A 12638-nucleotide genomic window follows, 5' to 3' on the forward strand; every position below is an offset into this window, starting at 1 on the left:
CAGGTGTTTGCATCGGCCGCTCGCCTGTGCTTCACCCAAGGTGAGCCCGCCGCCCAAGAAGCGAGGCCGCCCCCTGTGATTCACCTGAGGAAACGAGACGATGACCGACGCCGCCGCGTCCACCTGGCCCGCCATGTCGATCCAGCAGGCCCACGCCCTGCTCACCGCGCCCGGGGCGCCGTGCGAGATGGAAGAGGTGGTCATCCGGGGCATCCCGACCCGGACCTGGAAAAACGTCCCGGCCACCCTGCGCGACACCCTGGTGGCGGCGCGCGCTCACGGGGAGAAGATCTTCCTCGTCCATGAGAACGAGCGAGTCAGCTTCGAAGCCTTCTACCGCGCCGTCGTCACCTTCGCCGAAGCGCTGAAGGAGAAGGGAATTTCCAAGGGCGATCGCGTGGCCATCGTCATGCGCAACCTGCCCGAATGGCCGGTGGCCTTCTATGCGGCGATGAGCCTGGGGGCCATCGTCACGCCCCTGAACGCCTGGTGGACCGGGGCGGAGCTGGAATACGGCCTGACCGACTCGGGCACCAAGGTCGCCGTCATGGACGTCGAGCGATTCGACCGCCTGGCCGAGCACCTGCCCAACTGTCCCGACCTGCAGCATGTCTTCGTCAGCCGCATGACCGACGAAAACCAGCACCCCTATGTGAGCAAGATCGAGGAGGTGCTGGGCGAGCCCAACAGCTGGAAGGACCTTGCGGAAATCCCGCTCTGCGACGTCGAGCTGGGGCCGGAGGACGACGCCACCATCTTCTACACCTCGGGCACCACCGGCAAACCGAAGGGCGCCCTGGCCACCCATCGCAACATCAACTCCAACATCATGTCCTCGGCCAGCAGCGCCGCCCGCAGCTTCCTGCGCCGGGGCGAACAGCCGCCGGCCCCCGATCCGGACGCGCCGCAGAAGGCGATGATGATCTCGGTGCCCTTCTTCCACGCCACGGGATGCTTCGCGGTGCTGAACCCGGTGATGTTCGGCGGCGGCAAGATCGTCATGATGCGCAAGTGGGACGCCGAACTGGCCATGCAGTTGATCGAGCGAGAGAAGGTCACCGCCGCTGGCGGCGTGCCGACCATCGCCTGGCAGCTGATCGAGCATCCGGCCCGCGAGAAGTACGACCTCTCGAGCCTCGAAAGCGTCTCCTACGGCGGCGCCCCGAGCGCCCCGGAACTGGTCCGCAAGATCAAGGAAACCTGGCCCAAATCCGCCCCCGGCAACGGCTGGGGGATGACCGAAACCAGCGCCACGGCCACCCAGCACGGGGCCGAGGACTACGAGCACCGTCCGACCAGCTGCGGCCCGGCCGTGGCCGTCACCGACCTGAAGATCATGAGCGTCGAGGGCGACCGCGAACTGCCGGTCGGCGAGGTCGGCGAGCTGTGGTGCAAGGGGCCGCAGGTGGTGAAGGGCTATTGGAACAAGCCGGAAGCCACGGCCCAGACCTTCGTCGACGGCTGGGTGAAGACCGGCGACCTGGCGCGGCTCGACGAGGAGGGCTTCTGCTACATCATCGACCGGGCCAAGGACATGCTGATCCGCGGCGGCGAGAACATCTACTGCATCGAGGTCGAGAACGTCCTCTATGACCATCCGGCGGTGATGGACGCCGCCCTGGTCGGGCTGCCGCACAAGCAGCTGGGCGAGGAGCCGGCGGCCGTGGTCACGCTCAAGCCCGGCAGCCACGCCACCGAGCAGGAGCTGCGGGCCTTCGTCGCCGACCGGCTGGCGGCCTTCAAGGTGCCGGTCCGCATCGCCTTCTGGCACGAGACCCTGCCGCGCAACGCCAACGGCAAGATCATGAAGCCCGAGGTGAAGAAGATCCTCGAGGCGATGAGCTAGGGTCCGGGACTGGACCATCGCGAGGTCTCGCCCGTAATCTGCGGGTGAGGAGACGAGCCATGGTCCAGTCCAGCGCCCCGACCGTTGACGCCTACATGCTGGAGGTCAGCCGCGAGCGGCTGCCCTACATCCAGGCCCTGCGCGAAGCCTGCCTGAAGGCCCTGCCGGGCTGGGAAGAGAAGATGAGCTACGGCATGCCGGCCTATGGTCCGGTCGGTGCGCCCGACGTCGGCGTGGCGTTCAACAGTCAGAAACAGCACGTCGCCTTCTACGCCGGACAGGCGGCCATCCAGAAGTTCGCGGCCGAGCTGGCCGTGCCGGGGATCAGCTGCGGCAAGGGCTGCGTCCGCTACATGAACCCCAGGAAGATGGATTTCGCCGTCATCGAGGCGATGCTGCGGGACATCCACGACCGGCGCCAACCGGCCTGTTGAGCCTCTCGCCGGCGGAAAATCGAACGGCCGATACAGAAAAGCGCGCCATCTCCTCATTTCGGGGCATGACCCCCTAGTAACCCGGATCGGGTCAGGTCAATGTCCGGCGGCGCGGGGGGAACGCGCGTCGAGGGGCCGGTCCGGGGGGACGGCCCCTCTTCCATTTCAGGCGCTGATCGGCGGCTTGCGGCCGGCCCAGGGTTGGGCCGCCTCCAGCTGATAGGCCAGTTCGAACAACAGCTTCTCCTGGCCGACGCGGGCGCAGATCTGGCTGCCGACCGGCAGGCCATCCTCGGTCCAGTCGAGGGGCACGCTCATCGAGGGGGCGCCGGCGACGTTCTGCAGCGGGGTGTAGCCGACGTAGTCGGTGAGGCGGCGGGACAGTTCCTCGAACGGAACGTCGCCGGACACATAGCCGAGCTCCACGGCGGGCGTGGCCAGGACCGGCGACAGGATGACGTCGTATCTGTCGAACCAGCTGTCGTAGCTGCGCACGTCAGCCTCCAGCCGGCCGATGGCCGCTTGCAGCGCGCCGGGCGGCAGGGTGGCGATCAGCTGGGCCATGCCCAGGGAGAAAGGCTCAAGCAGGGTGGCGTCGGGAGCGCGGCCGATCGCCTTGCCGACCGCCTCGACCAGCATCGCCGCGCCGGAGGACCAGAGGGTCAGGAAGTCCTGGCCGAACTGGACGCTGTCCATCGGCCAGTCGGTCGGCTCGACATGGTGGCTGAGGCCTTCCAGCAGGCGGCCGGTGCTTTGGATGGCGGCGGCCACCGCGGGGCCCGGCGCCTTGCCGCTGCCGCTGGTCATCAGCAGGCCGACCTTCAGCTTGCGGCGCAGCGGCGTGGTGACCATACCGATCGGGGGCAGGGGGCCGTCCTGGCGTTCGGTGGCGGCGAACAGGGCGGCCGAGTCGCGGACCGTGCGGGTGACCGCGTGGTTGACGCTGATATCGACGGCGCTCTTGCCCGGGTTGGGATCGATCAGCCGGCCGCGTGAGGGCTTCAGCCCGAACAGACCGCAGTTGCTGGAGGGGATGCGGATCGAGCCGCCGCCGTCGCTGGCGTGGGCCATGGGGATGACGCCGCTGGCCACCGCCACGGCCGCGCCCCCGGAGGAGCCGCCGCTGCTGCGGTCCGGGTTCCAGGGATTGCGGGTGGGGTTGTAGCCGATCGGCTCGGTGGTCGGCAGGAAGCCGTACTCCGGCGTCGCCGACTTGCCGAAGAAGACCAGGCCGGCCCGTTGGAACGAGTCGATATAGACATCCTGGGTCCTGGCCGGCGGGTGGCCTAGCGTCCAGCGGGAGCCCGACCGGGTGGGCATGCCGACATAGTCGTCGAGATCCTTGACCAGAAAGGGGACGCCGGCGAACGGTCCGGTCTGGCCGCCCTTCTTCGCCTGGTCGAGGGCGCGGTCGAAGTCGGAGTTGACGATGAAGTTCAGCTTGGGCTGCAGGGCTTCGGCCTTGCGGACGGTGGCTTCCATCAACTCGCCGGCGGTCAGCTCGCCCTTGCGGATGCGGCTCGCCCATTCGGTGGCGTCGGGGGTCCAGGGAGCGGCGTTGGCCGGAACGGTGACGGCTGTGTCGGTCGCGCAGCCGGCGGCGGTCAGCGCGCCGGCGCCGGCGGTGGCGGCCAGCAGGCCGCGGCGTGTCAGTTCGGTCATGGTCTCGCCCCTGAGCTTTCGTCCCCGTCCGGTGCGTCTGTTCGCGCCCCTGAACGCTGATCAGAGTGGCACAACGGGGCCCCGGCGCAACTGCACCGATTGAGTAGGGGGCGGGGCCGCCTCTTTCCTTGCGCCGGGGCGTCCATTCGTAGTCAATCGGCCTTTGGGGCGCGTGGAACCGGCGGGGAGTCGGGGCGCGCAGGAGTGGACCATGTTTCGTCTGGAGAACGCCCAGAGCCTGATCGGGCTGGCGGCGACCCTGCTGATCTGCTGGGTGGTGTCCGAGAACCGCAAGGGCTTTCCATGGCGCCTGGCCATCGGCGCGCTGGCCGTGCAGGTCGGGCTGATCTTCCTGCTGTTCGGCGTGCCGGCCCTGCAGGGGGTGGTGCTGGGCATCAGCGGCGCGGTCGACGGGCTGGCGGCGGGCACCGCCAAGGGAACGCAGTTCGTGTTCGGCTACCTGGGCGGCGGCCCCTCGCCCTATCCGATCGACAACCCCGGCGCGGCCTTCGTCTTCGCCTTCCAGGTGCTGCCGCTGATCCTGGTGATCTCGGCCCTGTCGGCGCTGCTCTGGCACTGGAAGATCCTCAAGTGGATCATCAAGGGCTTCGGCTTCCTGTTCGAGAAGACCATGGGCATGGGCGGCGCCTCGGCGACGGCGACAGCCGCCAACATCTTCGTCGGCATGGTCGAAACGCCCATCATCATCAGGGCTTACCTCGACAAGCTGACGCGCTCCGAACTGTTCATGATGATGGTCGTCGGCCTGGCCACGGTGGCCGGCTCGACCATGGTGGCCTATGCCCTGGTACTGAAGGCGACCCTGCCGAATGCGGCCGCCCACGTGCTCGTCGCCTCGGTGGTTTCGGCGCCGGCCGGGGTTCTGCTGGCCCGGATCATCGTGCCCGAGAAGAAGGGCGAGGGCGGGGTCAATGTCGATTACACCTCGCTGCTGCGCTACGAGAGTTCCATCGACGCCATTTCCAAGGGCGTGGCGGACGGTCTGATGGTGGTGCTGAACATCAGCGCCATCCTGATCGTCTTCGTGGCCCTGGTGGCCATCGGCAACGAGATCCTCGGCCTGCTGCCCGCCGTCGGCGGTGAGAAGGTCAGTGTCGAGCGGATCCTCGGCATCCTGTTCGCGCCGCTGGCCTGGTCGTTGGGCATCGACTGGAACGAGGCGGGCAAGGCCGGCTATCTGCTGGGGGTCAAGCTGATGCTGACCGAGTTCATCGGCTTCATCCAGCTGGGCGCCATCCCGGCCGGCGAGATGAGCGAGCGGACCCGGATGATCATGACCTATGCCCTGTGCGGCTTCGCCAATGTCGGGTCGGTGGGGATCACGGTGTCCGGGTTGGGCGTGCTGATGCCCGAGCGGCGCGCCGAGGTGATCGGCATGGTCTGGAAGGCGCTGCTGGGCGGCTTCCTGGCCACCTGCATGACCGCCGCCGTGGTCGGCGCCATGCCGCGCGAGCTGTTCGGCATCGCGCCGGACGCAGCCCCGGCCGCGGCCTCGGCGCCGACTGTCGAACAACCCAAGGTGCCGGTCGACGCGCCGAAACCATAAGACCAACGGGAAGAACGCCATGAAACTCTACGACAGCTTCCGCGCGCCCAATCCGCGCCGTGTGCGCTGGTTCCTGGCCGAGAAGGGCAATCCGGCGGGCGTCGAGGTGGTCAACCTCGATGTCTTCAAGGGCGAGCACAGGACCGAGAGCTTCCTCGCCAAGGCCGGTCTGCCCAATGTGCCGGCCCTGGAGATCGACGACGACACGACGATCACCGAGTCGGTGGCCATCTGCCGCTATCTGGAGAGCCTCTATCCCGAGCCCAACATGTTCGGCTGCGATCCCCGCGAGGCGGCCGTGTTCGAGATGTGGCTGCGGCGGGTCGAGATGATGCTGGCCACGCCCCTGATGCTGGCGGTGCGCCACAGCCACCCGGCCCTGGCGGCGCTGGAAACCCAGGTGCCGGAGATTGCCGCCAGCAACCTGGCGGGCGGCACGCGGGCCATCAAGGTCTTCAACCGCCAGCTGAAGGACAGCGAATTCATCGCCGGCGACCGCATCAGCATGGCCGACATCGTCGCCGCCACGGCGATCGACTTCTCACGCATGGCCAAGTTCGCCATCCCCGAGGAGATGGAGGCGGCGCGGCGCTGGTACGATTCCATGATGGCCCGGCCGGCGGCGGCCGCGGGGGTCAAGTGATCGACCCCGGTGCTGTCACGCCGTCAGACGGTGCGCGACAGCGTCGTGTAGAGGCCGTCGTCGTGGGCGCTGCTGAGGCCCGCGACGGCTAGAGCGGTGGTCAGCACCACCGACGAACAGAATATGAGGAACAGTTTCCTCATGGCGAAATCTCCCGTGTCCTTGAGCCTGTAGGTGGGAGACCGCCGGTCGGAATTCAACTTAACGCTACGTCATACAGCATGAAGCTTTTGTCATGCCGCAATGAGCGAAACTACAGGCGGCGGGCGACGCGTTTGACGACGCCTGAGAAGCTCATCATCGGGCTGTCGCCGGTGCGGATCAGGCCGCGCACGAAGACCATCGACTTGCCGGCCTTGGTCACCTCGCCGTTGCATTCGATCAGGTCGCCGACATGGGCGGGGCCGAGGAACTCGCCGCCCAGGCTGACGGTGACCGAATGGCCGCCCTCCAGCTCGCGGTGGGCGATGGCGAACAAGCAGAAGTCGGCGAAGGTCAGCATGCAGCCGCCATGCATGAAACCGCCGCCGTTCATATGGTTCTGCTCGGCCCGGAAACCGCAACGGACAGAACCGTCGGCCTCTTCCTTGAAGTAGAAGGGGCCGGACTGGTTCTCGAACGGATCACTGCTCCAGGATTTCCACCCGGCCCACTCGCCCTCGGTGATCAGGCGCGGTCCGCTCGAACCCGTCTCAGTGCCGTCCGCCATCATCTGTCCCCTTGCTTTGCCGCAGGGAGTTAGACGGCGGCTCCGGGGGCATCAAGCCCCCGAAGCTGATGTCCTAGTAGCTGTGGACCGACACCGCCTTGAGGATCGGCGCGGCGGCGTCGCGGTCGTGGGCCGGGATGACCCGGATGTTGACGGCTACCGGCGCTGTCGCGCCGAGAAGGTTGAAGGCCTGCGGCCGTTGCGGCAGCGGCACGGCGAAGGTGGTGTCGGCCGACATCTCCATGCCGCCGTGATCGCCATGATCACCGTGCATGGCCATGATCGGGCCGACGAAGGAGACCGTGCCGGCGTAGTATGGGCTGTCGGCCTCGACATGGGTGACACCAGGCGGGGCATTGATCAGCACGTCGAACTCCCGGGTCGTCGAATAGCCGCCGGGCCGGGCGATGGTCACCTGGGCGATCAGCGGGGCGGGCAGGCGGTCGGCCAGGTGGTCGTCGATGACGCCGCGCGGGATGGCCGCCGTGGCCCCGGGGCCGTCGGGCTGGGCCATGACCGCATAGGGGGCGGCGGCCTTGCGGCCCTTGAGCTTCGGCCTGGCGGTCAGCAGCAGGCCATCGTCGCGGGCCGGCTCGTAGCCGTAGTCGAAGGCGGCGGTGCTGAGATAGGCGCCGGCCTTGGAGTAGCCGACATATTCGCCCTGGCCGTTGACGAAGAACAGGAAAGGCTCCTCCGACAGGGTGCGCAGGTCGGGGCCGGTCGGCAGGATGGGCAGGCCCAGTTTCTCCTGCTTGCGGGTCCAGACGTCCCACAGCCGGTCCATGTTGGCGTGGTGCATGAAGAAGATCGGATCGACCGGCGACAGGAAGTTGGTCATCGACCCGTAGGGCCCCGGATCGACCGCGCCGACGCCGCCGATGCAGTTGTGGACCTTGTTGTGCGGGAAGCCCTCCAGCACCGAAAACTTGGTCGCGCCGCTGGGGGCGGTGTTGTGCGACGGGGTCTTGGAGCTGGTGAAGCTCTTGGTGTTGTCCTCGTTGTAGTAGTCGAGCGGCGACAGGCCGGCGGCGATCTTCCTGGGCGAGACGGCGTCGAGGGTCTTGGCGTCGAAGTTCGGGTTGTCCGGCGACAGGTAGCGAGAGCCGCAGGTGATGGCGTAGGCCATGTTGCCGGAGATGCCGGCGTCGGCCGAGGGACTGTAGCCGGTGACGTCGTTCCACATCAGGTCGAAGGTCTTGTAGCCGCGCTTGATCAGCTGTGAGCGCTGGGCCGAACTGAGTTTGTCCCAGTAAGCCTTCATCGCCGGCTTCATCTTGCTGGTGAAGATGTTGAGGTTGCCGGTCGTCGGCGCGAAGGCGGCGTCGGTCGGGGTCAGCGGGCCGTCGAACAGGCCGGCGGGGATTTTCGGGGTCTCGGTCCAGTCCCAGTAGGGCAGGGCGAACTCCGGGTTGCCGCTGAGGTTGCGGATGGTCTCCTCGAAGTAGCCGATGAAGCCGCGATGCCAGACGTAGAACCACCAGTTGCCGTGCGGGCAGTCCATCAGGTGGACGAAGGCGTTGCGGAACCAGTTCTGCGGATGGTCGGCCGGCAGGGCCAGCATGGCGGCCACGCCCTTGGCGTAGCTCTTCAGCATCTCCTGGCCCTTGGGGCTGTTGAGATTGTAGCGGGTATATTTCGGCGCGGTCCTGGCCGGCGCGGCGGCGAAGGCCGTGGTCCCGGCGGCGGCGGCGGCGGCCGTCGTCGCCATGAAGATCCGACGGGTCTGTTCGAACTGGCTCATCATCGCCCCCTTTGGTGTTGAACCGGAAGTATGTGGGCGGGGCGTACAACTTCAAAGGGAATAATTGACATCGCCCGCTTGGATCGACCGGGTTTGGCTTGCGGGCCGGGCGGTGTATTGCCTCCCCATGACCTCGCCCATCGAAGACGCCATCCTCTCCCAGCTCGCCGACCTGCCGGCCGGCAAGAGCATCGACCCGGCCAATGTCGCCAAGATCATCCTGCCCGAGCGCTGGCAGCGGGCGCTGGGCCAAGTGCGTTCGACGGCCGTCGGCATGGCGCGGGCCGGTCAGGTGGTGATCCTGCGGCACAACAAGCCGGCCGATCCCGATACCTTCAAAGGTGTGTATCGGCTTAGACTGCCAATGGAAGGCGACGTCATTCCAAGCGGCGGCGCTGATAACGGGGAGGACTGAATCATGATCGTCTATGGCGGGACACTGTCGCCGTTCGTGCGCAAGACCCTGGCGGCCGCGGCCGAGAAGGGCATCGAGGTCGAGAGCAAGCCGACGCGGTTCGGCCAGCCGGACCCGGAGTTCGACGCGGTCAGCCCCTTCCGCAAGATCCCGGCCCTGCGGGACGGGGATTTCACGGTCTGCGACTCCAGCGCCATCATCCACTATTTCGAGGCCACCAAGCCTGAACCGGCCCTGATCCCGGCCGAGGCCAGGGAACGGGCCATGGTCATCTGGTTCGACGAGTTCGCCGACACCATCATGGTCGCGGCGGCGGGGCCGATGTTCTTCAACCGCGTCGTCGCGCCCCTGCTGAAGATGCAGGGCGACGAGGAGGCGGCGAAGAAGGGCGAGAAGGCGCTGGAGCCGGTGCTCGACTATCTGGAGAGCCTCGCGCCCGAGCCGGGCGAGTTCCTGGTCGGCGGCAAGCTGAGCCTGGCCGACATCGCCGTGGCCAGCCCGTTCGCCAACCTGCGCCACCTGCAGTTCGACCTGTCGCGCTGGCCCAGGACCATGGCCTGGTCGGAGGCGATGCTGGCGCGGCCGTCGTTCGCGGCCATGGTGGCGCGCGAATCGAAGATGTTTGGCCGCTAGCCGCGTTCGGCAGGGATGAGCCTCGACGCCGTTCTTGCCGATATCGCCGCCTGCCGCGCCTGCGCCGGTGAACTGCCGCATGAGCCGAGACCGGTGACCCGGGTCTCGGGCCGGACGCGCCTGCTGATCTGCGGTCAGGCGCCCGGGCGGCGGGTGCATGAGAGCGGGCTGCCGTTCGACGATCCGTCGGGCGAGCGGCTGCGGTCCTGGATGGGCATCGACCGGGCGACCTTCTATGGCCGGCCGGAGATCGGCGTGGCGGCCATGGCCTTCTGCTTTCCGGGGACCAATCCCAAGGGCGGCGACTTCCCGCCGCCGCCGCGCTGTGCCCAGCTTTGGCGGCCCCGGCTGATGGCGGCGCTGCCGAAGATGGAGCTAACCCTGCTGGTCGGCGGCTATGCGCAGGTCTGGGCGCTGGGCGACCGCGCCAAACGCAACATGACCGAGACCGTGGCGGCCTGGACCGAGTATCTGCCCCACTATCTGCCCATGCCGCATCCCAGCTGGCGCAACACGGCCTGGCTGAAGCGCAACCCGTGGTTCGAGGATGAGGTGACGCCCTATCTTCGCCATCGGGTCGCTGACATTCTGGCGGAATGAACCGCCGCCTGTTCCTGCTCAGCGCCGTCGCCGCCTCGGCCTTGAGCGCCTGCGCGCCGATGGCCCTGCAGTCGCCGCTGACGCCGACGGCGGAGTTTGCCGGACCTGGCTTCGACGGCGAGTGGTTCGTCAGTTTCGACGGGGCGCGGCTGGGGACGAGCCGCTGGCCGACGCAGGGCGAGCCGAAGGTGGTGCTGGTCGGTCTGCACGGCATGAACGACTACGCCAACGCCTTTCACATGGCCGCGCCCGACTGGGCGGCGCGGGGCATCGCCACCTATGCCTTCGACCAGCGCGGTTTCGGCCGCTCGGTCGGGCGGGGCATCTGGGCCGGGCGTGAGTTGATGAGCGAGGACCTGCGGGTGTTCGTGGACCTGGTTAAGGCCCGGCATCCGGGCGTGCCCGTGGTGGTGGCGGGGGAGAGCATGGGCGGGGCGGTGGCCATCTGCGCCTTCGCCTCGGACCGGCCGCCGGTGGCGGACCGGCTGCTGCTGCTGGCCCCGGCGGTGTGGGGCTGGTCCAGCCAGCCGCTGCCCTACAAGACCGTGCTGTGGATCACCGCCCGGATCACCCCGGACCGGCCGGTGGAGCCGCCCGGCTGGCTGACCAACACCATCCATCCCTCGGACAATCGCGAGGAGATGCTGGCCATGGGCCGCGACCGGCTGATGATCTGGGGCGCCCGGCCCGACACGATCAGCGGCCTGGTGGACCTGATGGAAGCGGCCTGGGCGGAGATCGGGGCGGTCAAGGTTCCGGTCGCCTACCTCTACGGGGCCAACGACCAGGTAATCCCGGAGGCCCCGTCGCGGCAGGCGGCGGCGAGGCTCAAAGCCGGCGACAGGACCGCCTTCTACGCCAAGGGCTATCACCTGCTGATCCGCGATCATCAGCGCCAGACGGTCATCGACGACGCCGCCAGCTTCATGCTGACCCCCGAGGCGCCGCTGCCTTCGGGCGCGCCGCGCATTCCCCCGCCCAGAGCGAAGCCTTCCCGCGTTTGAAGGGTTGTGAGGAAGGCTTGTGCGGCGTAGATCGCCTCTCGCGCATCGCTCTTCCCCCAAACGCGAAGTTCTTGGCATGACCCTGTTCGATTCTCCGTCCTTTGAAGGCCATGAAGGCGTCCACGCCTTCTCCGATCCGGCCTCGGGTCTGAAGACCATCATCGCGGTGCATTCGACCACCCTGGGCCCGGCCGCCGGCGGCTGCCGCATGTGGCCGTACGAGAGCGCGGAAGCGGCGCTGGAAGACGCCCTGAAGCTGTCGCGGGCGATGAGCTTCAAGAACGCCATGGCCGGGTTGGACCTGGGCGGCGGCAAGTCGGTGATCATCGGCGATGCGCGCAAGGACAAGACTCCGCAGCTGTTCCAGGCCTTCGGCCGCGCCGTCGAGCGCGTCGGGGGCCGTTACTGGACGGCCGAGGACGTCGGCGTCTCGCCGGCCGACCTCGAGGAGGCCCGCAAGGAGACCCGCTACGTCGCCGGCCTGGAAGGCCACAAGGCCGCCTCGGGGGACCCCAGCCCGGTGACCGCCGAGGGCGTGTTCCGGGGCGTTCGGCTCTGCGTCGAGCGGGCTTATGGCCGGGACCTGAACGGTGTCACCGTCGCCATCCAGGGGGTCGGCCATGTCGGCGCCTACCTGGCCGACAAGCTGCACGCGGCCGGGGCCAGACTGATCATCACCGACGTCAACCAGCCGGCCCTGGACGCCGTCGCCGCCCGCACCGGCGCGCGGGTTGTGGCGCCCGACGCCATCTTTGACGTCGAGGCCGAGGTGTTCGCGCCCTGCGCCCTGGGCGGGGCGGTCAGCTTCGACACGCTTGGCCGGCTGAAGGGCCGGGTCGTGGCGGGCGGGGCGAACAACCAGCTGGCCTCGCCGGAAGTCGGTCAGGCCCTGTTCGAGAAGGGCATGCTCTACGCCCCCGACTACGTCATCAATGGCGGCGGCATCATCAACGTGGCGGCGGAGATCCGCGGCCTTGAGTCCGATAGCGCCTTCGACCAGGCCTGGGTCGATACGAAGCTCGACACCCTGGCGCTGACCCTGGCGCAGGTGCTGGACCGCGCCGTGGCCGAAGGGCGGCCGACCCATGCCGTGGCCAACGAGATGGCGCGGGAGCGGATCGCCGCCGGGGCGCGGCGCTAGCGGTCGCCTATCGAAGCGGTCAACGACTATACCACGCGGCCGCCGAGGGAAGAGGGTGTTTTTGCGTAAGTGTCTGATCTGACGTGACATTGTGGTTGTCATGGGCGCGGTGAATGTAGGCGCCGGCGTTGACAGGGCGTTGGCGCCGGGGCGGGGAATGTTGACGTACTGGTGAGGCGTTGCGCCTACGCGGCCGTTGCCCGGCTCGAAAATGGCGGCGTCAGGCCGATTTTTCCGATGAAT

12 protein-coding genes are annotated in these 12638 nt (G+C 68.0%); 9 read left to right on the plus strand and 3 right to left on the minus strand.

The window, feature by feature from the left end; genetic code table 11:
- Window positions 1–100: 100 nt before the first annotated feature.
- Window positions 101–1846 carry a class I adenylate-forming enzyme family protein gene (locus tag O5I81_RS09905; RefSeq protein WP_271068780.1) on the plus strand — a complete coding sequence of 582 codons (1746 nt, stop codon included), beginning with the start codon at window positions 101–103 and terminating at the stop codon, window positions 1844–1846.
- Window positions 1847–1905: 59 nt separating this feature from the next.
- Complete coding sequence (locus tag O5I81_RS09910; RefSeq protein WP_271068781.1) at window positions 1906–2280, plus strand: DUF1801 domain-containing protein; 375 nt, start codon at window positions 1906–1908, stop codon at window positions 2278–2280.
- 165 nt (window positions 2281–2445) lie between these two features.
- Here the strand turns inward: O5I81_RS09910 and O5I81_RS09915 are convergent, their stop codons facing one another.
- Entirely contained in the window at window positions 2446–3942 is a 1497-nt protein-coding gene (locus O5I81_RS09915) for an amidase (protein ID WP_271068782.1), read from the minus strand.
- Window positions 3943–4153: 211 nt separating this feature from the next.
- Here O5I81_RS09915 and O5I81_RS09920 point away from each other — a divergent pair, with 211 nt between their 5' ends.
- Window positions 4154–5509 (plus strand): nucleoside transporter C-terminal domain-containing protein, encoded by a 1356-nt coding sequence (locus O5I81_RS09920; protein WP_271068783.1) that lies wholly within the window; start codon window positions 4154–4156, stop codon window positions 5507–5509.
- 19 nt (window positions 5510–5528) lie between these two features.
- Window positions 5529–6152 (plus strand): glutathione S-transferase, encoded by a 624-nt coding sequence (locus O5I81_RS09925; protein WP_271068784.1) that lies wholly within the window; start codon window positions 5529–5531, stop codon window positions 6150–6152.
- A 253-nt stretch (window positions 6153–6405) separates the two neighbouring features.
- Here O5I81_RS09925 and O5I81_RS09930 read toward each other — a convergent pair whose 3' ends face one another.
- Window positions 6406–6861: a PaaI family thioesterase gene (locus O5I81_RS09930; RefSeq protein WP_271068785.1), complete on the minus strand. Its 456-nt coding sequence runs from the start codon at window positions 6859–6861 to the stop codon at window positions 6406–6408.
- A 73-nt stretch (window positions 6862–6934) separates the two neighbouring features.
- Window positions 6935–8602, minus strand: coding sequence for a tyrosinase family protein (locus O5I81_RS09935; RefSeq protein ID WP_271068786.1), 1668 nt, complete (start codon window positions 8600–8602; stop codon window positions 6935–6937).
- 127 nt (window positions 8603–8729) lie between these two features.
- On the opposite strand from O5I81_RS09935, the gene O5I81_RS09940 reads away from it, so the two are divergent.
- From O5I81_RS09940 to O5I81_RS09960, 5 genes are all read left to right on the plus strand, one after another.
- Window positions 8730–9017 (plus strand): DUF3253 domain-containing protein, encoded by a 288-nt coding sequence (locus O5I81_RS09940; protein ID WP_271068787.1) that lies wholly within the window; start codon window positions 8730–8732, stop codon window positions 9015–9017.
- A 3-nt stretch (window positions 9018–9020) separates the two neighbouring features.
- Window positions 9021–9650: a glutathione S-transferase family protein gene (locus O5I81_RS09945; RefSeq protein WP_271068788.1), complete on the plus strand. Its 630-nt coding sequence runs from the start codon at window positions 9021–9023 to the stop codon at window positions 9648–9650.
- Window positions 9651–9665: 15 nt separating this feature from the next.
- Entirely contained in the window at window positions 9666–10250 is a 585-nt protein-coding gene (locus O5I81_RS09950; protein ID WP_271068789.1) for a uracil-DNA glycosylase family protein, read from the plus strand.
- The gene (locus O5I81_RS09955) at window positions 10247–11254 is read left to right on the plus strand and encodes an alpha/beta hydrolase (protein WP_271068790.1); all 1008 of its coding nucleotides are present in this window, start codon (window positions 10247–10249) and stop codon (window positions 11252–11254) included. Before O5I81_RS09950 ends, O5I81_RS09955 begins: the two co-directional genes overlap by 4 nt.
- Window positions 11255–11330: 76 nt before the next feature.
- Window positions 11331–12395, plus strand: a complete 1065-nt coding sequence (locus O5I81_RS09960; protein ID WP_271068791.1) for a Glu/Leu/Phe/Val dehydrogenase dimerization domain-containing protein — start codon at window positions 11331–11333, stop codon at window positions 12393–12395.
- The last annotated feature ends 243 nt before the right edge of the window (window positions 12396–12638 follow it).

The organism is Caulobacter sp. NIBR1757, assembly GCF_027912495.1.
GTDB lineage: Bacteria > Pseudomonadota > Alphaproteobacteria > Caulobacterales > Caulobacteraceae > Caulobacter.

Coding starts and splice junctions, on each gene's coding strand:
- O5I81_RS09925 (WP_271068784.1), top strand. CDS start 5,529: ATGAAACTCTACGACAGCTTCCGCGCGCCCAATCCGCGCCGTGTGCGC.
- O5I81_RS09915 (WP_271068782.1), bottom strand. CDS start 3,942: ATGACCGAACTGACACGCCGCGGCCTGCTGGCCGCCACCGCCGGCGCC.
- O5I81_RS09955 (WP_271068790.1), top strand. CDS start 10,247: ATGAACCGCCGCCTGTTCCTGCTCAGCGCCGTCGCCGCCTCGGCCTTG.
- O5I81_RS09920 (WP_271068783.1), top strand. CDS start 4,154: ATGTTTCGTCTGGAGAACGCCCAGAGCCTGATCGGGCTGGCGGCGACC.
- O5I81_RS09960 (WP_271068791.1), top strand. CDS start 11,331: ATGACCCTGTTCGATTCTCCGTCCTTTGAAGGCCATGAAGGCGTCCAC.
- O5I81_RS09930 (WP_271068785.1), bottom strand. CDS start 6,861: ATGGCGGACGGCACTGAGACGGGTTCGAGCGGACCGCGCCTGATCACC.
- O5I81_RS09905 (WP_271068780.1), top strand. CDS start 101: ATGACCGACGCCGCCGCGTCCACCTGGCCCGCCATGTCGATCCAGCAG.
- O5I81_RS09935 (WP_271068786.1), bottom strand. CDS start 8,602: ATGAGCCAGTTCGAACAGACCCGTCGGATCTTCATGGCGACGACGGCC.
- O5I81_RS09945 (WP_271068788.1), top strand. CDS start 9,021: ATGATCGTCTATGGCGGGACACTGTCGCCGTTCGTGCGCAAGACCCTG.
- O5I81_RS09950 (WP_271068789.1), top strand. CDS start 9,666: ATGAGCCTCGACGCCGTTCTTGCCGATATCGCCGCCTGCCGCGCCTGC.
- O5I81_RS09940 (WP_271068787.1), top strand. CDS start 8,730: ATGACCTCGCCCATCGAAGACGCCATCCTCTCCCAGCTCGCCGACCTG.
- O5I81_RS09910 (WP_271068781.1), top strand. CDS start 1,906: ATGGTCCAGTCCAGCGCCCCGACCGTTGACGCCTACATGCTGGAGGTC.